Source organism: Rhizobium sp. CB3090 (assembly GCF_029714285.1).
Taxonomy (GTDB): Bacteria; Pseudomonadota; Alphaproteobacteria; order Rhizobiales; family Rhizobiaceae; genus Rhizobium.
This window is the reverse complement of the sequence record NZ_CP121662.1, coordinates 2214146-2232638: the sequence shown is the minus strand read 5'-3', so window position 1 is coordinate 2232638 and position 18493 is coordinate 2214146. Positions and strand designations below refer to the sequence as shown.

Genomic DNA, 18493 nt, shown 5'->3' with positions numbered 1-18493 from the left:
CCGTCCACCTTTTTAAGCTTTATGGCCTGTCCATATGATAGCACGCCGCGGTCTGGCCGGGGCGAACCTGCTCGGTCGGCGGCATCTTCGTCCTGCAAATATCCGTCGCCTTCCAGCAGCGCGGCGAGAAGACGCAGCCGACGGGGGGATAGAGCGGCGAGGGCGGATCGCCCTGCAGGCGAATGCGCTCGCGGCCACGCGCCCGCTTCGGATCGGGGATAGGCGCGGCAGAGAACAAGGCCTGTGTGTAGGGATGGGCCGGATGGTCGAAGACGGTGGCGGCGTCGCCTGCTTCAACCACCTTGCCGAGGTAAAGCACCAGCACGTCGTCCGAGATCAGGCGCACGACGGAGAGATCGTGGCTGATGAAGATCAGCGTCAGGCCGAACTCCTTGCGCAGCCTGCGCAACAGCGTGATCACCTGGCCCTGGATCGAGACGTCGAGGGCCGAGACCGGCTCATCGCAGACGATCAGCTTCGGCCGCGTGACCACGGCGCGGGCAATGCCGATGCGCTGCGCCTGGCCGCCGGAGAACTCGTGCGGATAGCGATTGATCATCTCCGGCACGAGCCCGACCGCCGCCATGATCTCACGGACGCGGTCCTGCCGCTCAGCTTTCGTCAGCTTCGGCTCGAACACGGTCAGCGGCTCGGCGATGATGTCGCCGACCGTCATGCGCGGGTCGAGGGAGGCGATCGGGTCCTGGAAGATGATCTGCATATCGCGGCGGGCGGCGCGCATTTCCTCTTCGGAAAGATCCAGCAGGTTGCCGCCCTGCCACATGATGCGGCCCTTCTGCGCCTTGATCAGCCGCAGGATGGAGCGGCCGAGTGTGGATTTGCCGCAGCCGGATTCGCCGACGATACCGAGCGTGCGGCCGGTCTTCAGTTCGAAGCTGACATCGTTGACCGCAGTCAGGACCAACGGCGGTTTGAAGAGAGATTTCGATGGCAGCTCGAATTCGGTGGTCAGATGCTCGACCTTCAGAAGCGTGGGTTCAGCCATGGATGAGGCTCCGTTCCTGCTGAGCGGAAAGAGGATGGAAGCAGGCGGCGCAGCGTTGCGGCGCAAGCCGGTCGAGCGGCGGCGGCGCGTCCAGGCAATCGTCCTGCACATGAGCACAGCGCGGCGAGAAAGAGCAGCCGCGCGGCAGATGCATCAGGTTCGGCGGTCTGCCGGGAATGACGGCGAGATCGTCGACATCCTGATCCGGGCGCGGGATGGAGGCGTGAAGCGCCGCAGTGTAAGGATGGGCCGGATTTTCGAACAGCTCCTCGACCGGTGCCTCCTCGACGATGCGGCCGGCATACATGACGGCGACGCGATCGGCGAGGCCGGCAACAACGCCGAGATCGTGGGTGATCATCACGAGCGCCGTATGCATTTCCGCCGTCAGCTCGTTGAAGAGATCGAGGATCTGCGCCTGGATCGTGACATCGAGCGCCGTCGTCGGCTCGTCGGCGATCAGGAGCTTCGGCTTGGTGAGCAAAGCCATGGCGATGACGATGCGCTGACGCATGCCGCCCGAGAGTTCGTGCGGGTAGAGATTGAAGCGCCGCGTCGGATCGGGAATGCCGACGCGCTTCAGCATGTCGAGTGCTGCCGCCGAGGCGGCCCGCGCCGAAAGCCCGCCATGGACTTCGAGCTGCTCGGTCAATTGCCGGGATATGCGCAGCGACGGATTGAGCGCTGTCATCGGGTCCTGGAAGACCATGGCCATGTCCTTGCCGCGCACACGGTCGAGTTCGCGCGGCTTCAGCGTCAACAGGTCCTTGCCTTCCAGCAGCGCCTGGCCGCTGGTGCGGCCGTTCTTGGCAAGCAGGCCCATCAGGCCGAGGAAGGTCTGGCTCTTGCCGGAACCGGATTCGCCGACGATGGCGATGCGTTCGCCACAGCCGATCTTGAGGTTCATCTTCGAGACGGCGGCGACTTCGCCTTCCGGGGTGCGGAAGGTGATGGAGTAGTCTTTGAGTTCGAGAAGTGTGTCTGTCATGTCAGCGATCCTTCGGATCGAAAGCGTCGCGCAGGCCATCGCCGATGAAGAGCAGGCTCATCAACAGGGCGACAAGAAAGCCAGCGGGGAAGAACAACAGCCAGGGCGTGGTCTCCATGCCGGCGGAGCCTTCCGCAATCAGCGTGCCGAGCGAGGTCAGCGGTTCCTGCACGCCGAAGCCCAGGTAGGAGAGGAAGCTTTCCGTCGCGATGATTTCCGGGATGGTGAGCGTCGCGTAGATGACGACCGGACCGACCAGGTTCGGAACGATGTGCCTGAGGATGATCTTGAACGATCGTTGCCCCGAGGCCCGCGCGGCTTCTATGAACTCCCGCTGCTTGATGGAGAGCGTCTGGCCGCGGACGATACGGGCCATGGTCAGCCATTCGAGCGCGCCGATCGCCGCAAACAGCAGGTAGACGTTGCGGCCGAAGATCACCATCAGCAGAATGACGAAGAGGACGTAGGGGAGCGCGTACATGATATCGACGAAGCGCATCATGATCGCATCTACGCGACCGCCGAAATAGCCGGCCACAGCGCCGTAGAGCACACCGATGATAACCGAGACCAGGGTGGCGACGAGCGCGACGGTGAGCGAAACGCGGGTGCCGTAGAGCGTGCGTGCCAGTAGGTCGCGGCCGTTGCCATCCGTGCCGAAATAGTGGCCGGCGGCAAAGTCCGGAGGACCTCGGAAGGAGGTCCAGTCCGGATCCTCGTAGTTGAAGGGCAGGAAATAGGGGCCGAATATCGCAACCAGAACCAGTATTGCCAGTATGATCAGCGAAAGGGCTGCGGCCTTGTTGCGGAGCAAGCGGCGCATTGCATCGCCGGTGAGGGAACGTCCCTCGGGTGCAAGGCCCTCTGCCGAAAGCAATTCCGCTTCCAGCAATTCTCTCTTGGCGGAATTGAGGATCATCGCATTCTCACTTTCGGATCGAGCCAGGCATAGGCGATGTCGACCAGCAGGTTGAGGACCACGATCAGGACCATGTAGAAAATGACCGTGCCGAGGACCATGCCGTAGTCGCGGTTCAGCGCCGCACCGACGAAGTAGCGGCCGACGCCGGGAAGGCCGAAGATGCTTTCGACGACCAGCGAACCGGTGAGCAGGTAGCTTGCCGCGGGTCCGAGATAGGAGACGACCGGCATCAAGGCAGGCTTCAGTGCGTGCCGCATGACGGTGAGGCGCGGGCCGATGCCCTTGGCCTTGGCGGTACGGATGAAGTTCTGGCTCATTACCTCGATCATCGAGCCGCGCATCAGGCGTGAGATGCGTGCTGCATGCGGCAGCGTCAGGACGATGATCGGCAGGATCAGGAACCGGATCGAGCCATCGCCCCAACCGCCGACCGGTAGCCAGCCGAGCGTATTGCCGAAGACGAGCTGAAGGATCGGGGCGATCAGGAAGCTCGGCATGACCAAGCCGATGAGGAGGCCGCCGCCCAGCCAATAATCGGCCGAGCGGTTCTGATAGAGCGCCCCAAGACAGCCTATCAGCACACCGACGATGGTCGCGAGCACGAAAGCGGCGCCGCCGATGGTCAGCGTATAGGGAAATCCGGACATGATCTGCTGGGTGACGGTGAAGTCCTGGTTGGCGAAGGAGGGGCCAAGATCGCCCTTCATGACATCGCCGACATAGATCAGGTATTGCTCAACCAGAGGCTTGTCGAGATTGTAATGAGCCGCGAGGTTGGCTTTGACTTCCGGCGGCAATGGCCTTTCGCCATCGAAAGGGCCGCCGGGAGCGAGGCGCAGAATGAAAAAACACACTGTCACGGCAATCCACAGGACGGGGATTGTCGACAGCAAACGACGGAGAGCATAGCCAAACATGGTCTTAGACGGCTCCCTCCCGCTTGTATCCGGGAGGGAGCCTGTTCCCAATTATTCTTTGATCGACAGCCAACGAGTGCGGTGGATGTCCTGGATATTATCGACGAAGCCCTGGACCTTCGGGGCAACGATGTTCTGGGAAACATAGTAGTAGATCGGGATCGCAGCGCTGTCGTCGAGAGCGAGCTGCTCGGCCTTCTTGTAGATTTCGGCGCGCTTCTTCAGATCGGTCTGTTCATTGCCCCGCTTGATCAGCGTATCGTAATCCGGGTTGCTCCAGCGGCCGTAGTTCATCTCGACGCCGGTGGAGAGCAGGTTCAGGAAGTTGATCGGGTCGTTATAGTCGGCAAGCCAGCCGGCACGGCCGATTTCCACCTGGCCGCGCTGCATTTCATCGTAATGCACCTTGGTTTCGGTGTTGTAGAGCTCGATATCGACGCCGAGCGGTTTCCACATGGCGGCGATTGCAACGGCGATACGCTTATGGTTGTCGTTGGTGTTGTAGCGAAGTTGCGCCTTCAGCGGATGGTCGGGGCCGAAGCCGGCGTCCTTCAGCAGTTTCTTGGCCTCTTCGACCTTCTGTTTGTAGGGCTCGTCCTTCCAGCTCACATAGGCCGGCTCGCCGTAATTGGCCGTGCCCGGCGGTACCCAGGAATACATCGGCAGTTCGCCGGTGCCGAGGATCTTCGGACCGATGACCTCGCGGTTGACGGCCATGGAGAGAGCCTGGCGGACGCGCTTGTCGTTGAAGGGCGGCTTGGTGGCATTCAGAACGTAATAATAGGTGCCGAGGAACGGAACCACATGCGCCTGACCGGGAAGGTTCTTCTGAATCCAATCATACTGGTCGGCGGGGAACGACGTCAGAATATCGAATTCGCCGGCGCGATAGCGCTTCAGGGCGGCCGCCTGATCCTCCAGCGTGTAGAAGTTCACCTTATCGATCTTGATGTCCTTGGCGTCGTAGTACTGATCGTTCTTGACGTTGGTGACGTGCGAGCCGGGCACCCATTCGACCGGCTTATAGGGACCGTTGGTGACGATGTTGCCGATCTTGACCCATTCGTCGCCCTTTGCTTCCACGACATGCTTCGGCAGCGGATAGGCCGTGTAGTGCATCAAAGCATTGAGGAAGTAAGGCGTCGGGTTCTCAAGCGTGATTTCCAGCGTCTTGTCGTCGATCGCCTTGACGCCGAGCTGGGTCAGATCCTTGATCTCGCCCTTGTTGATCTTTTCCGCATTCAGGATCGTATATTGCAGGTAAGCGTACTGGGCTGCGGTCTTTGGATCCATCAGGCGCTGGAAGGCAAAGACGAAATCCTGAGCCGTCACCGGCTGGCCATCGGACCACTTGATGCCGTCACGCAGCTTGAAGGTGTAGACCTTCTGGTCGGGGGAAATAGTCCAGCTTGCCGCCTGGCCAGGGATCGGGTTGTCCTTGGGGTCTTCCGTTACCAGGCCTTCGAAAATGTCGCCGTCGATGCGGTTTTCCCAGTCGCCGGAAATCTTTTGCGGGTCGAGTGAAGTCGGGTCGCCGCCGTTGTGGATATTGAGGGTTGCGGCATGTGCAGAAACGCTCAACAACGTGCCGACGAACGCCGACACGATGAATTTCTTGCTGAAATGAGTCATATCTTTCCCCACCTTTCTGGAGCTATGGGCCTTGTTTTTAAGGCTATTTTTATTCCCGCAGGTGACCTGTACGTGCAGGTCAATGTCGCAAGTTATCCGATGCAACGTCGCTTTCAAGTCCTAAAGCGAGCCGCAGCTTGAGGCTGTGAATATCTACATCGGCAGTTTTCCGAAATCACTTCACAATTTTTGCATATTCAATCGCAGGCTCATCCTTCACTCGGGTTTGCAGCTTGCCGCCCAAGGCTTAGTGTGCGATCTGAAGGGTGAGAGGAAACCGAAGCGGATTGTTTCATGAAATCAACGGACAAAGCGGCGGGAGCCGATTGGTGGCGCGGTGCGGTGATCTATCAAGTCTATCCGCGGTCGTTTCAGGATACCGACGCCAACGGGCTCGGCGATATCAAGGGCATTACTCGCCGCCTGCCGCATATTGCCTCACTCGGCGTCGATGCCATTTGGCTGGCTCCCTTCTTCACCTCGCCTATGGCCGATATGGGTTATGATGTCGCCGACTATTGCGACGTCGATCCGATCTTCGGCACGCTCGCCGATTTCGACGAGATGATGACGGCCGCGCATGCGCTTGGCCTCAGGGTCATCATCGATCAGGTGATCTCGCATACGTCGGATCGCCATCCCTGGTTCGTCGAGAGCCGGGCAAGCCGCAACAATCCCAAAGCGGACTGGTATGTCTGGGCTGATCCGAAGCCGGACGGAACGGCGCCGAACAATTGGCTGTCGATCTTTGGCGGGCCAGGATGGGAATGGGACGGTGTGCGCCGGCAATATTACCAGCATAACTTTCTGACCTCGCAGCCGGATTTGAATTTCCACAACGGAGAGGTGCAGGATGCCGTGCTGGCGGCGGTCAAGTTCTGGCTCGACCGCGGCGTCGACGGTTTCCGGCTGGATACGGTGAACTATTATTTCTGCGATAAGAAGCTGCGGGACAATCCGCCGGCTGCGATTGCCGTTGGCGGACTGGATGCGCCGGAGAGCAACCCCTATGGCATGCAGAATCATCTCCATGACAAGACGCAGCCGGAAAACATCGGCTTCCTGAAACGCTTCCGCAAGCTGCTCGATCAGTATGAGGGACGCACGGCCGTCGGCGAAGTCGGCGACGGCGCTCGCTCGCTGCAGACGGTCGCCGCCTACACCGGCGGCGGCGACAAGCTGCATATGTGCTATACTTTCGACCTTCTGGGTCCGGATTTCACACCGGAACATTTCCGCCGCTATGTCGGCGATTTCCAAAAAAACGTCATAGACGGCTGGGTTTGCTGGGCCTTCTCCAACCATGACGTAAACCGTCATGTCAGCCGGTTTGCCGAAACGGAGGCCGAGCAGCCGCGTGTCGCCAAATTGGCGATTTCCTTGCTGTCCACCTTGCGCGGGTCCATCTGTCTCTATCAGGGCGAAGAACTGGGCCTGCCCGAGGCGGAGCTTGCCTTCGAGGATCTTCGGGATCCCTACGGCATCCGCTTCTGGCCTGCCTTCAAGGGCCGCGACGGATGCCGCACGCCGATGCCCTGGGAAGCTAGCCGGGTGCATGCGGGCTTTTCCACGGCGGAGAAATCATGGCTGCCGGTGCCCTATCAGCACGCGTCACTCGCCGTCGACAAGCAGGAGGCGGATCCGCAGTCCGTTCTTCACCACTACCGCGAGACGCTGGCCTTCCGAAAGCAGCATGCAGCATTGATCGACGGCGATATGACCTTCCTCGATACCGAGGAGAACGTCTTGGCCTTTACGCGCAAGAAGGGCGACGAAACGCTGCTCTTTGTCTTCAACCTCTCCCGTGAGCCGGTAAAGGTTGCTCTGCCAAAGGGGAGCAAAGTGGCGAAGACCGTGCCGATGCCGGGCTTTGCCACTGCCCACGCGAGCGATGTGGTGACGCTCGCGGCGCTGGATGTGTTCTGCGGACAGGTTATTTGATTGACGCAGAAGCTTATTGTTATATGCCAAATTTAGCTATTGAGATTTGCTGACGAATATGAGGGCATAATAGATGCTCTGATATTATTTGATTTTATGCATGCCTCGGCTATTGCAAGATTGGCGGAGGTCGCGAGCCGACCATCAATGTCGGAGCGCCGGGGATAGTTGCCACGTTAAAGCTAACCGAAGACCCTGTGACCGGCACCGGAGCTGTTGAAAAACCGATACTTGCTGACGAGAACGCATTCTGTAGCACTTCCGCGTCGCGATCCGTTCCATCAGGAAGATTAATTCCGAATACTATAGCATTGCTCTTGTATGCCCCCGGGGCGACTTGCCAACCGGAATCGCTGAGCACCTTGGATAGCTGGATTGCCAAAAATAAGGATTCAGGGTCACCGTCGGTATATCTTAAATTTACTCTGCCGGGCGACAATTTTAATACGCGATTTAGGTCTTCAGCATTCTTTCTAGATAGCGTACGCCATGTGACAACTTGTTTTATTTGTTCAGTCTGCAATTTGGCGTGGGCGGCCTCTTTTTCCAGTTCCGCGGCTTTAAGCTGAGCATTTGCTGCGTTTTCGCCAGCCTTAATTCCTTCACGTTTGGCGTCAGCCACCTTTTCATCGGCAGCTAATTTATACGCATCCAACTCCGCCTTGGCGGCAACGGATTCCTCTTTAGCCAAGCGAATGGTGGCGTATGTAGAGAATCCAACGACTGCTGCTGCGACAGCGGCGATAGCCAAAAACAATAATAATATATTGTTCCACGTGTCGAGTGACATTCCCCACATACGAACCAACCTTTTTGAAAATTTTTCTTCTTTAATCATAGGTATTTCTTGTTTATTCAGAATAAAATTCGGGGAAGCATATGAAATGCTAGCCAATCAGCATAAACTTGTCGACATCGACAAGACCCCGGTCCGAGATCTTCAGATGCGGGATGACCGGCAGCGGCAGAAAGGCGAGTTGCAGGAAAGGCTCTTCCAGCGTCGCGCCGAGGGCGTAGGCCGCCTGGCGCAGGTGATGCAGCGTATCGCGTACGGTTTCATAGGGCTCGAGGCTCATGAGGCCGGCGACGGGCAGGGCGATTTCGCCGGTGACGACGCCATTTTCGACGACGACGAAGCCGCCGTTGATTTCGCTGAGGCGGTTGGCGGCGCGGGCCATATCGTCTTCATTGACGCCGACGACGCAGATATTGTGACTGTCGTGACCGACCGTCGAGGCGATCGCGCCCTTCTTCAGGCCGAAGCCCTGGACGAAACCATTGGCGTGATTGCCGTTCTTGCCGTGCCGTTCGATGACGGCCACCTTGATGACATCATTACCGAGGTCGATATCGGTCTGGTTGCCTTTGACCGGCAGCCGGTAGCGGCGATGCTGCGTGATGATTTTCCCGGGGGTGACGCCGATCACGGAACTTTCGCCCTCGGTCACCGGCACGCCGAAATCGGCGGCGTTGATCGGGCGCGCTTTGACGCTGTCGAGACCGACCGGGGCGACGGATTTGCGGCTGGCGAAGAGTTCCGCGGTGACGCGCCGGCCCGCGGAGAAAACGGTCTCCGCCTTGCAGTTCTGCAAACTGTCGATGACGACCAGATCGGCGCGCCAGCCGGGCGCCACCAGCCCGCGGTCGCGCAGGCCGAAGGCGCGGGCGGCCGAGATGGAGGCTGCACGATAGATCGCCAGTGGCTCGACGCCGTGGGCAATCGCGGTGCGGATCATATAGTCGAGGTGGCCCTGTTCGGCGATGTCGAGCGGATTGCGGTCATCGGTGCAAAGCGCCAGGTAGGGCGACAGGCGTTCGGTCAGGATCGGCATCAGAGCGTGCAGGTCCTTGGAGACCGAGCCTTCGCGCACCAGGATGTGCATGCCCTTGCGGATCTTTTCGAGCGCTTCCTCGGCGGTCGTCGATTCATGTTCGGTGCGGATGCCGGCGGCGAGATAGCCGTTGAGATCATTGCCGCGCAAAAGTGGCGCATGGCCATCGATATGGCCGCCCTGGAAGGCGTCAAGCTTGGCCATGCAGATGGGGTCCTTGTGCACGACGCCCGGGAAATTCATGAATTCCGCGAGGCCGATGACCTTCGGATGATCGCGGAAGGGCAGGAGCCGCTCGATCGGCAGATCGGCGCCGGATGTTTCGAGATGGGTCGCCGGCACGCAGGAGGAGAGCTGGACGCGGATGTCCATGATGGTTTCCAGCGAGGAATCCAGAAAATACTGGATGCCTTCGGTGCCGAGGACGTTGGCGATCTCATGCGGATCGCAGATGGCCGTGGTCACGCCATAGGGCAGGACGCAGCGGTCGAACTCATGCGGCGTGACCAGCGAGGATTCGATATGCAGATGCGTGTCGATGAAGCCTGGAACGACAATGCGTCCGGAGATGTCGATTTCCTCGCGGCCCTGATAGGTGCCGCAGGTGCCGACGATGCGATCACCGCAAATGGCGATGTCCGAGGCGACGAGTTCACCCGTCACCAGGTCGAAGAACTGCCCACCCTTGAGCACGATATCCGCCGGCTCCCGGCCGACACCCTGGTCGATATAGCGTTCAAGTTCGGCTGACATGGCTTTTCCTCATATAAAGTTTGCCCCTCATGCCCGACCATTCTGCAATTGCAACAATGGGGGTATGAGGGGCCGATTCTCACGAGACTAAGCCTCAGATATTATTCTGCAAGATATCCCTAAGTTTGCCGAAGAGTTCGTCGATATGGTGCTTTTCGATGATCAGCGGTGGGGAGAGCGCGATGATGTCGCCGGTGGTGCGGATCAGCAGGCCTTTTTCATAGGCCTTGAGAAAGGCGGTGAAGGCGCGTTTGGTGGGTTCGCCGGCGATAGGGTCGAGCTCGATGGCGCCGATCAGGCCGGTGTTCCTGATGTCGATGACATTAGGGCAATCCTTCAGGGAATGCAGCGCATCGGCCCAATAGTCCGAAAGCTCGGCGGCGCGTGTCAGCAGGCCTTCTTCCTTGTAGGTATCGAGCGTCGCGAGAGCTGCGGCAGAGGCGATCGGGTTGCCGGAATAGGTATAGCCATGGAAGAACTCGATCATATGCTCGGGTCCCTGCATGAAGGCGTCGTGAATTTCCGATGTCACGAAGACCGCACCCATCGGAATGACGCCGTTCGTCAGGCCCTTGGCCGTGGTGATCATGTCCGGCTTCACGTCGTAATATTGCGCGGCGAAGGGGGCTCCGAGGCGGCCAAAGCCGGTGATGACTTCGTCGAAGATCAGCAGGATGCCGTGCTTGGTGCAGATTTCGCGCAGCTTCTGCAGATAGCCCTTCGGCGGGATCAGCACGCCCGTAGAGCCGGCGATCGGCTCGACAATGACGGCAGCGATGGTGGAGGCGTCATGCAGCGTGACAATGCGCTCCAGCTCGCTGGCGATGTCGCCGCCGTGCTCCGGCTGGCCGCGCGTGAAGGCATTCTTGCCGGGAACATGGGTGTGGGGCATGTGGTCGACGCCGGTCAGCAGCGTACCGAACATCTTGCGGTTGGAGACGATGCCGCCGACGGAGATGCCGCCGAAATTGACGCCGTGATAGCCGCGCTCGCGGCCGATGAGGCGGAAACGCGAGCCGTTGCCCTTCACCCGATGGTAGGCAAGCGCCACCTTAAGCGCGGTTTCGACGGATTCAGAACCTGAATTGGTGTAGAGAACGTGGTTCATGCCCTCTGGGGCAATGTCGACCAGCCGGTTCGCCAGCTCAAAAGCTTTGGGATGGCCGAGCTGGAAGGCGGGCGCATAATCGAGTTCGCCCGCCTGCTCGCGAATTGCTTCGGTGATCTTCGGCCGGCAATGGCCGGCATTCACGCACCAGAGGCCGGCCGTCCCGTCCAGCACCTGTCGCCCGTCATGGGTGGTGTAGTACATATCCTTGGCGCCGACGAAGAGGCGAGGTTCCTTCTTGAACTGGCGATTAGCCGTAAACGGCATCCAAAAGGCGCGCAGATCGTTGGGGGTGGCATTCTGACGGTCGGACATGCTGTTCTCCATGGCCATTCGGGGGCCATTTCCCGATCGCGGCCGTGGGCCGCGTGATTATTTACTGCCCGGTCAAATTATCAGCCGGCCCCTTGGCGTCAAGACAAAGGTGGGCGGTGGAACAAAGCGTTGTTCTAAAGTGGAGACCGTCTCGGATAATGTGCTACACGGCCTGGTGCATAGCCGCATGCCGCCAGGCGCTTATTGCGGACAAGGCAGCAAACGCGAAAAGGCTGGCAAATTGGAAAATTTGCCAGCCAAATCGTTACATAATGGTGATGAAAGAGGCCTGATCTTACAGTTGGAAATTATCCTCCTTGCGGATCCTGCCTCGACATACTCAGAGCCATTCCAGCTATTAAGCAGCCGATCTACTTTTTTCCGGTTCACAATAAATGTCTTCCAGCGTTTCAAGAACCCGGATGACCGAGTCTGAGGTGCTGGAGTAGTAAATCGTTTGAGCATCGCGGCGGGTCTTCACCAGCTTCTGGGCGCGCAGCTTCGAAAGATGCTGGGAAAGTGCAGATTGGCTGAGTCCCACCTGATTGGCCAATACGCCAACTGGAACTTCACCCTTGACCAGGCTGCAAAGAATCATGAGGCGCTTCGGGTTCGCCATAGCAGATAATAATGCTGCCGCCACGTTGGAGTGTTCGGCCAAATTTCTTGTCTTCATCTTTTAATCTTCCTAATGCGGAGCGTACATCAGAAATTGCGGGCGTTTTTCTAATCGGGAATTAATCCGATAAGTAACAATACCAATATAGGCCAAAGATTGTATATACCTAAATTTAAGGTATCGAGTATGCTATTTTAGATATGTATGTATGAGCGTCGTGCAGCTCCCCAAAGGATGGGTCGAATTCCCATCTCAAGGCCTCATCTCCCCGAATTAGGTCGATTCCCGCCATATCTAAGCCACAAATCCGCCAATTTTTACCGACCGATCCTCTTAGGCTACTCACTATAGTTGTAATGATACGCGGATAGTGGGCTAGTAATTCTCGCACTATCACATCAGCCTGTTCAGCGAGCATTTCGTTAGCTGCTGAAAGAATCATCAGATCGTTTCCCGGCAGAACATAGGCTTTCCCGAAACCGCCATTCAGGCTGGCGGTAAGCGGTATGAGGCGGAAAAAGCAGAAATCGGCAAAATCGGCATAAAGCTTGGCTTTAGGATGCCGGGCAAGAAAGCGCGAGCGAATGCGTCCATGCAGACGGTTTTCGCGATCAACACGTTCGGCCCTGCACTGAACGCTGAGGCGCGGATGGGCGAGAGGATCGCCTTTGCCAGGTTCGCCGAAAAGAATCGAGGCGCGCGGATCTTTCGACAGCGCCTTGGTATGGGCTGAAAGGCCGGACACAAGAATGACCGGCACGCCGTCGATATCCGTGCCGGTCAGCACGCGGCTGACGGAAGGAAAGCCTGTTTCCGGGTCGAGGACGGCGAGCGACGCAAAGCGGCCGGAGCGCAGCAGAATACGTGCCTGCTTGCGCGCCTGGTCATCGGTTTCCCGCAATACGGACGGTTTGTCGTTCATCGTCGCTCTCTCTCAGGACGGGAGAGAGCCTGAGATAGACTACTCCCTCCGCCGGTGGCTGGTGAGGCCAGCCACGATATCCTGGGCAGAAATCGTCCCGATAATCACGCCGTTGTCAACGACGCCGATATTGCCCGGCTGATGTGTCAGCGCGTCGAGGATTTCGACGAGCGGCGTTGTGGCCGTGGCCGTCGCGGTGACCGAGCCGCCTGCTGCGGAGTGGCTGAGGCCCTGTTGCATGACGTCGCGGGCGGTCAACATGCTGATCGGGTTCATATGCTGCACGAAGTCGGCGACATATTGGTCAGCGGGGTTCTTAACGATTTCCTGCGGCGTGCCGCACTGGATGATCCGCCCGCTCTCCATGATGGCGATACGGTTGCCGATGCGGAAGGCCTCGTCGAGATCGTGGCTGACGAAAAGGATCGTCCGCTTCAGGCGGCGCTGGAATTCCAAAAGCTCGTCCTGCAGGCGGGTGCGGATCAGCGGATCGAGCGCGGAGAACGGCTCGTCCATGAGCAGGATCGGCGCGCCGGTGGCGAAAGCACGGGCGAGGCCGACGCGCTGCTGCATGCCGCCGGAGAGTTCGTTGACCTTGCGGTTTGCCCATTGCGTCAGATTGACGAGCTGCAATTGCTCGTCGACGCGCTTCTTGCGCTCGGCCTCCGGCACGCCGGCCAGCTCTAAGCCGAAGCCGACATTGTCGGCGACGGTGCGCCAGGGCAGTAGCGCGAACTGCTGGAACACCATGGAGACGGTATGCATGCGCAGGTCCCGCAGCGCCTTGGGACTACAGCTATAGGGGTTGACCGGTCCGCTCTTGCTGTTGACGACGACCTCGCCGCGCACCACTGGCGCCAAGCCGTTGACGGCGCGCAGCAGCGTGGACTTGCCGGAGCCGGACAGGCCCATGAGCACGAGGATTTCACCTTCCTTGATCTCGAGGGAGGCATTGGCGACGCCGAGCACCAGGCCGGTCGCCTTACCGATCTCGTCGCGTGTTTTTCCCGCATCGGCAAGCTTGAGCGCTGCCTCAGGACGATCACCGAAGATGATGCTGACATTTTTGAAGCCGACGGCGGTGGTCATGATTTTTCTCCTTCGCCGGGGGCACGGAACATGCGGTCGAGAATGATCGCCAGGATGACGATGCAGGCGCCGGAATCGAAGCTCTTGGCGACGTTGACGCTATTCAGTGCGCGCAACACCGGCACGCCGAGGCCAGGCGCGCCGACGAGAGCAGCGATGGAGACCATCGAGAGCGACAGCATGATCGTCTGGGTCAGGCCGGCCATGATTTGCGGCAGGGCGAAGGGTACCTCGACCTTGCGCAGCACCTGGCGCGGTGTCGCGCCGAAGGCTTCGGCTGCTTCGACGAGAGAAGGTGGTGTCGAGATGATGCCGAGACGGGTCATACGGATCGATGCGGGGATGGCGAAGACGACGGTTGCGATCAGGCCCGGGACCATGCCAAGGCCGAGCAGGATCATCGCCGGCACCAGATAGACGAAGGTCGGGATGGTCTGCATCAGGTCAAGGATTGGCCGCATGAAAGCGTAGAGCCAGGGGCGGCGGGCTGCAGCGATGCCGAGGGGGACTCCGACGAGCATGCAGACGAAAGTGGAGGCCAGCACCAGCGCCAGCGTCTCCGTCGTTTCCTTCCAATAGCCCTGATTAATGGTGATCAGCAGGCCGACCAGGGTCAGGATCGTGACCGGAATGCTCCGGCGCAACCAGTAGGCAACGGCGGCGAAAAAGACGACGACGACCAGCGGATGTGGCTCCTGAAGGAGGAACAACAGTCCTTTGATTCCATGCGAGGCAATGAAGGAAAGGCCGTCGAAGAACCATATGAAATTGCTTGTCAGCCAATCCACGACGGCCTTGGCCCATGGACCGATGGGGATGCGGTAATCGTTTAACCAGTTCACGTCTTTGCCCACCATTGGGGCGGCCATTCCGGGCGTCTTAGATGGTTCCGGATAGGGCCGCCGGAGAATAACGGCCTATGGCGCCTGCGGACACTGCCCGATAGATGGCGCAACAGGAAGGAAGCAGCCTCTCGTTCATCGGAAGAGAAAGGGGCGGTTGAGCCGCCCCTTATCCCCCAATGTTGTTAGAGGCCGAGTTTGGACTTGACTGCCGCAGCCCCGTCGCCGCCGTCCTTGGTGGTGACGCCGGCGAGCCAGGGGGTGACTGCGGTCGGATTTGCCTTCAGCCATTCCGTGGCAGCCGCTTCCGGCTCCTTGCCGTCGTTCAGGATCTTACCCATGATCTCGTTTTCCATCGGCAGCGAGAAGACGAGGTTTTTGACGAAGGTGCCGACATTCGGGCACTCCTGCAGATAACCTGCGCGGACGTTCGTGTAGACCGTCGCACCGCCGAAGTTCGGTCCGAAGATGTCGTCACCGCCGGTAAGATAGGTCATTTTGTAGGTCGTGTTCATCGGATGGGGCGCCCAGCCGAGGAAGACGATCGGCTTGCCTTCCTTGTCGGCCCGCGAAACCTGGGCCAGCATGCCCTGCTCGGAGGATTCGACCACTTCGAAGCCCTTCAGGCCGAAAGTGTTCTTGTCGACCATGTCGATAACCAGTCGGTTGCCGTCGTTGCCCGGCTCGATGCCGTAGATCTTGCCGTCGAGGTCATCCTTGTGCGTGGCGATATCCTTGAAATCCTTGATACCGAGCGCCGCACCCTTTTCATTCGTCGCAAGCGTGTACTTCGCACCTTCCAGATTGGGGCGAACGGTTTCGACCGACTTGTCTGCGGCAAACGGTTTGATGTTCTCGGCCATGGAGGGCATCCAGTTGCCGAGGAACACGTCGATGTCCTTGTTCTTCAAGGACTGATAGGTCACCGGTACGGCGAGCACCTTGACGTCGGTGTCGTAGCCGAGAGCCTTCAGAAGGACGGAGGCCGTCGCCGTGGTGGAGGTGATGTCGGTCCAGCCGACATCGGCAAAATGCACGGTGCCACAGCTTGCCGGCTCAGCGGCGGATGCGGTGGTTGCGCCCAGCGTCAGCATGGAAAGGGCTGAGGCGAAGGCAAAAGAGGTTAAAGTCATTTTTATCATTGTGTGACTCCCAGTGTGACGTTCCCAAGCAACCACCAATAACGGACATTTTCAAGCGACCTCATTGTATTTGCGTCGGTTTGGAGGGGCTGATTGCGACTCCCCAATATTTTTTCAGCGCTGTGTCGCCGAGCCGATCTTGTCTCAGAGGAGCCTGCAATTCCTGTGGTTTTCGCCGAAGGCATCTTTCCTTCGCATAAGGGAGAACCCATGAAACGCTCAAGGAGACTATCATGGCCAAGCTCTACTTCCATTATTCGACGATGAATGCCGGCAAGTCGACCATGCTGCTGCAGGCGGCCTATAACTATCAGGAGCGCGGCATGCGGACGGTTGCCTTCATCGCGGCGCTCGATGACCGCGCCGGTCGTGGCAAGATCGCTTCGCGCATCGGCTTGGAGATGGAGGCCACGCCTTTCGATGAAGCGGACGATCTCTTTGCGATGGCGGACAATCTGCACGCCGAGGAAGCGCTTGCCTGCGTCTTCGTCGACGAGGCGCAGTTTCTGTCGCGCGAGCAGGTCTGGCAGCTTGCCCACATCGTCGATCGCCTTGGCGTGCCAGTCATGGCCTATGGGCTGCGCACCGATTTCCAAGGCAAGCTGTTTCCGGGCTCGCAGGAGCTTCTGACGATTGCCGACGAGATGCGCGAGGTGCGGACGATCTGCCACTGCGGCCGCAAGGCGACGATGCTGGTGCGCCTGGATGGACAGGGCAGAGTGGTGCACGAGGGCGCGCAGATCGAGATCGGCGGCAGCGACAAATATGTTTCGCTCTGCCGTCGTCACTGGGAGGAGGCGATGGCCGGGGAGTGAACTATCCGCGGCATCGCGTCATCCGGCAGGCGGCGGCGAATTTCTCTATGGTCGTGCAAGCGGGAACATTCGATGGTGGAGGAAACATGAAATTGCGCTGTCTGGCGGCCGTGGCCGCCGTTCTTTTTTCCGCTTCGGCCGCGCTTGCCGACGGAGACGCAGTTGCCGGTGCGGCAGTCTTCAAGAAGTGCGCCGTCTGTCACACGGCCACCGAACATGAGAACCATGTCGGGCCGTCGCTGATGGGCGTGGTCGGTCGTCCCGTTGCGACCGTGCCGGACTACAACTACTCGCCGGCGATGAAAGCGTTCGGGGCCGACGGCAAGGTCTGGGATGAGGCGTTGCTCAGAAAATACCTGCCCAGTCCGCAATTCCTTGTGAAAGGTACGAAAATGACCTTTCCCGGTTTGAAGAGCGACAAGGATTTGGACAATCTGATTGCCTATTTGAAGAGCCCGGCTGTCGCACACTGAGGCAGGTTTGCACGGTGGGCATTTTCTTTGCGCATTTAAGCGGTTAGTCTCGCCGACAACGGCAATTGAGAGACGCTTTCATGGTCAAGGCCCATTCTTTCGACGGCGAGATCGACAAGGCCCGCGCGGCGCTCGACGATGCGATCAAGGGCATGGATGCGGCCAATGCCGGGCTCGGCAGCAATGCTAAGGGCAATGGGCGTCTCGAAGCCATCAATTTCCCGGTGGAAGAGGCGTTGGTGCGCGAGACGATTGCGTTGCTCGGCCGCTGGAAAACTCTGGCTCTGTCGTTGGTGAAGCAACTGGATTCGCTGACCGCGACTGCTGATTTGCAGCATCGGCGGCTGTTCGATGAGAAGGCCGGGATCGACACCTCCGGGCTGCTCGGGCGCAGGATCGGGCAGAGCCACGCCAAGCCGACGTCGATCGCGGCCGATCTCGAAGCGGCGCTCGCAGCTTCGGCTTCGCTCGATGCGCAGTTCAAGGCGGCCCGGTTGGCGCTGGTTCGGTCCTTTCGCGATTGCGAGGCGCATCTGGTGCGGGTCATCGAGCGGCGACAACATATCGATTTCGAGATAGAGGAGGTGCAGCGCCGGGCAGATGGCTTGATTCCAAGAATTTTCGACCGGCGCAGCAGCATTTCCTCGGCTCACGACGCAGGGTCACGATCCGAATTGGAGGCGGAATACAGCCGGCTGACCGCCGAGCAGAATGATCTGCATGAGCAGGAGCGGGCATTGCAACCGGGACGGGCTGCACTGCAGCGGCTGATCGATATCTACGAGGAGCTGGTGAACGTCCTGAACGTGCAAATTGCCGCCATCAATGCGATGGCGGGCAAGCTTGCCATCGACATCGAGCAGCGGATTGCCTTGCTGAAGGCGGTGACATCGGAAGCCGTACCGCCGCTGCCGAGCACGGAAAGGCCAACTGCAGTCGCCGCTCTGATTGCCGCCTTCGAGGCGAACGTGCTTGCGGGGCACGATCTCGCATCGCGCAAGGCCCGTGCCGATGACATCTTTACCCGGCGGCTGGAGCCGCATCTGCTGGCTATGCCTGCCGCGGATGCCGAGCCGTCGGAAGAGACCGAGCCGGAGACCTGATCATTGATTGAAAAATGACAACACCCGGTTGCTGTCTTCTTCGGGAACACATATTTGCTTGGGCGAGAATAGCG

The 18493-nt window shown here is 59.3% G+C and carries 17 protein-coding genes; 4 read left to right on the top strand and 13 right to left on the bottom strand.

Features of this window, described 5'->3' with window-relative positions:
* Nucleotides 1-19: 19 nt before the first annotated feature.
* From QA646_RS10835 to QA646_RS10815, 5 genes are read right to left on the bottom strand one after another with little or no spacing between them, the layout of a single operon-like run.
* Nucleotides 20-1006: an oligopeptide/dipeptide ABC transporter ATP-binding protein gene (locus QA646_RS10835; RefSeq protein WP_283055465.1), complete on the bottom strand. Its 987-nt coding sequence runs from the start codon at nucleotides 1004-1006 to the stop codon at nucleotides 20-22.
* Nucleotides 999-1994, bottom strand: coding sequence for an ABC transporter ATP-binding protein (locus tag QA646_RS10830; protein ID WP_283055464.1), 996 nt, complete (start codon nucleotides 1992-1994; stop codon nucleotides 999-1001). Before QA646_RS10830 ends, QA646_RS10835 begins: the two co-directional genes overlap by 8 nt.
* A 1-nt stretch (nucleotide 1995) precedes the next feature.
* Nucleotides 1996-2913 (bottom strand): ABC transporter permease subunit, encoded by a 918-nt coding sequence (locus QA646_RS10825; RefSeq protein WP_283055463.1) that lies wholly within the window; start codon nucleotides 2911-2913, stop codon nucleotides 1996-1998.
* Entirely contained in the window at nucleotides 2910-3833 is a 924-nt protein-coding gene (locus QA646_RS10820) for an ABC transporter permease subunit (RefSeq protein WP_283055462.1), read from the bottom strand. Before QA646_RS10820 ends, QA646_RS10825 begins: the two co-directional genes overlap by 4 nt.
* Before the next feature lie 51 nt (nucleotides 3834-3884).
* Entirely contained in the window at nucleotides 3885-5465 is a 1581-nt protein-coding gene (locus QA646_RS10815; protein WP_283055461.1) for a peptide ABC transporter substrate-binding protein, read from the bottom strand.
* Between the two features lie 294 nt (nucleotides 5466-5759).
* Between QA646_RS10815 and QA646_RS10810 the strand changes: the two genes are divergently transcribed.
* Nucleotides 5760-7406 carry an alpha-glucosidase family protein gene (locus tag QA646_RS10810; protein ID WP_283055460.1) on the top strand — a complete coding sequence of 549 codons (1647 nt, stop codon included), beginning with the start codon at nucleotides 5760-5762 and terminating at the stop codon, nucleotides 7404-7406.
* Between the two features lie 109 nt (nucleotides 7407-7515).
* Here the strand turns inward: QA646_RS10810 and QA646_RS10805 are convergent, their stop codons facing one another.
* The 8 genes from QA646_RS10805 to QA646_RS10770 form a co-directional block, all read right to left on the bottom strand.
* Nucleotides 7516-8244 carry a hypothetical protein gene (locus QA646_RS10805; protein ID WP_283055459.1) on the bottom strand — a complete coding sequence of 243 codons (729 nt, stop codon included), beginning with the start codon at nucleotides 8242-8244 and terminating at the stop codon, nucleotides 7516-7518.
* Between the two features lie 49 nt (nucleotides 8245-8293).
* A complete protein-coding gene (gene ade / locus QA646_RS10800) occupies nucleotides 8294-9991 on the bottom strand; it encodes an adenine deaminase (protein WP_283055458.1) in 1698 nt (565 codons plus the stop codon).
* 94 nt (nucleotides 9992-10085) lie between these two features.
* Nucleotides 10086-11414, bottom strand: coding sequence for an aspartate aminotransferase family protein (locus tag QA646_RS10795; protein WP_283055457.1), 1329 nt, complete (start codon nucleotides 11412-11414; stop codon nucleotides 10086-10088).
* Nucleotides 11415-11772: 358 nt separating this feature from the next.
* On the bottom strand, nucleotides 11773-12090 hold the full coding sequence (locus QA646_RS10790) for a metalloregulator ArsR/SmtB family transcription factor (RefSeq protein ID WP_028751732.1): 318 nt from the start codon (nucleotides 12088-12090) through the stop codon (nucleotides 11773-11775).
* 115 nt (nucleotides 12091-12205) lie between these two features.
* A complete protein-coding gene (locus tag QA646_RS10785; protein ID WP_283055456.1) occupies nucleotides 12206-12955 on the bottom strand; it encodes a pyridoxamine 5'-phosphate oxidase family protein in 750 nt (249 codons plus the stop codon).
* Nucleotides 12956-12994: 39 nt separating this feature from the next.
* Nucleotides 12995-14044 carry a choline ABC transporter ATP-binding protein gene (choV, locus tag QA646_RS10780; RefSeq protein ID WP_283055455.1) on the bottom strand — a complete coding sequence of 350 codons (1050 nt, stop codon included), beginning with the start codon at nucleotides 14042-14044 and terminating at the stop codon, nucleotides 12995-12997.
* Nucleotides 14041-14886, bottom strand: a complete 846-nt coding sequence (choW, locus tag QA646_RS10775) for a choline ABC transporter permease subunit (protein WP_283055454.1) — start codon at nucleotides 14884-14886, stop codon at nucleotides 14041-14043. The genes choV and choW overlap by 4 nt, the downstream gene beginning before the upstream one ends.
* A gap of 185 nt (nucleotides 14887-15071) precedes the next feature.
* The gene (locus QA646_RS10770; RefSeq protein ID WP_283055453.1) at nucleotides 15072-16028 is read right to left on the bottom strand and encodes a choline ABC transporter substrate-binding protein; all 957 of its coding nucleotides are present in this window, start codon (nucleotides 16026-16028) and stop codon (nucleotides 15072-15074) included.
* Between the two features lie 233 nt (nucleotides 16029-16261).
* On the opposite strand from QA646_RS10770, the gene QA646_RS10765 reads away from it, so the two are divergent.
* From QA646_RS10765 to QA646_RS10755, 3 genes are all read left to right on the top strand, one after another.
* Nucleotides 16262-16843: a thymidine kinase gene (locus tag QA646_RS10765; RefSeq protein WP_283055452.1), complete on the top strand. Its 582-nt coding sequence runs from the start codon at nucleotides 16262-16264 to the stop codon at nucleotides 16841-16843.
* 86 nt (nucleotides 16844-16929) lie between these two features.
* Entirely contained in the window at nucleotides 16930-17316 is a 387-nt protein-coding gene (locus QA646_RS10760; RefSeq protein ID WP_283055451.1) for a cytochrome c family protein, read from the top strand.
* Between the two features lie 80 nt (nucleotides 17317-17396).
* On the top strand, nucleotides 17397-18419 hold the full coding sequence (locus tag QA646_RS10755; RefSeq protein ID WP_283055450.1) for a hypothetical protein: 1023 nt from the start codon (nucleotides 17397-17399) through the stop codon (nucleotides 18417-18419).
* Nucleotides 18420-18493: the final 74 nt, after the last annotated feature.

Coding starts and splice junctions, on each gene's coding strand:
- QA646_RS10835 (WP_283055465.1), bottom strand. CDS start 1,006: ATGGCTGAACCCACGCTTCTGAAGGTCGAGCATCTGACCACCGAATTC.
- QA646_RS10830 (WP_283055464.1), bottom strand. CDS start 1,994: ATGACAGACACACTTCTCGAACTCAAAGACTACTCCATCACCTTCCGC.
- QA646_RS10825 (WP_283055463.1), bottom strand. CDS start 2,913: ATGATCCTCAATTCCGCCAAGAGAGAATTGCTGGAAGCGGAATTGCTT.
- QA646_RS10820 (WP_283055462.1), bottom strand. CDS start 3,833: ATGTTTGGCTATGCTCTCCGTCGTTTGCTGTCGACAATCCCCGTCCTG.
- QA646_RS10815 (WP_283055461.1), bottom strand. CDS start 5,465: ATGACTCATTTCAGCAAGAAATTCATCGTGTCGGCGTTCGTCGGCACG.
- QA646_RS10810 (WP_283055460.1), top strand. CDS start 5,760: ATGAAATCAACGGACAAAGCGGCGGGAGCCGATTGGTGGCGCGGTGCG.
- QA646_RS10805 (WP_283055459.1), bottom strand. CDS start 8,244: ATGATTAAAGAAGAAAAATTTTCAAAAAGGTTGGTTCGTATGTGGGGA.
- ade (WP_283055458.1), bottom strand. CDS start 9,991: ATGTCAGCCGAACTTGAACGCTATATCGACCAGGGTGTCGGCCGGGAG.
- QA646_RS10795 (WP_283055457.1), bottom strand. CDS start 11,414: ATGTCCGACCGTCAGAATGCCACCCCCAACGATCTGCGCGCCTTTTGG.
- QA646_RS10790 (WP_028751732.1), bottom strand. CDS start 12,090: ATGAAGACAAGAAATTTGGCCGAACACTCCAACGTGGCGGCAGCATTA.
- QA646_RS10785 (WP_283055456.1), bottom strand. CDS start 12,955: ATGAACGACAAACCGTCCGTATTGCGGGAAACCGATGACCAGGCGCGC.
- choV (WP_283055455.1), bottom strand. CDS start 14,044: ATGACCACCGCCGTCGGCTTCAAAAATGTCAGCATCATCTTCGGTGAT.
- QA646_RS10770 (WP_283055453.1), bottom strand. CDS start 16,028: ATGATAAAAATGACTTTAACCTCTTTTGCCTTCGCCTCAGCCCTTTCC.
- QA646_RS10765 (WP_283055452.1), top strand. CDS start 16,262: ATGGCCAAGCTCTACTTCCATTATTCGACGATGAATGCCGGCAAGTCG.
- QA646_RS10760 (WP_283055451.1), top strand. CDS start 16,930: ATGAAATTGCGCTGTCTGGCGGCCGTGGCCGCCGTTCTTTTTTCCGCT.
- QA646_RS10755 (WP_283055450.1), top strand. CDS start 17,397: ATGGTCAAGGCCCATTCTTTCGACGGCGAGATCGACAAGGCCCGCGCG.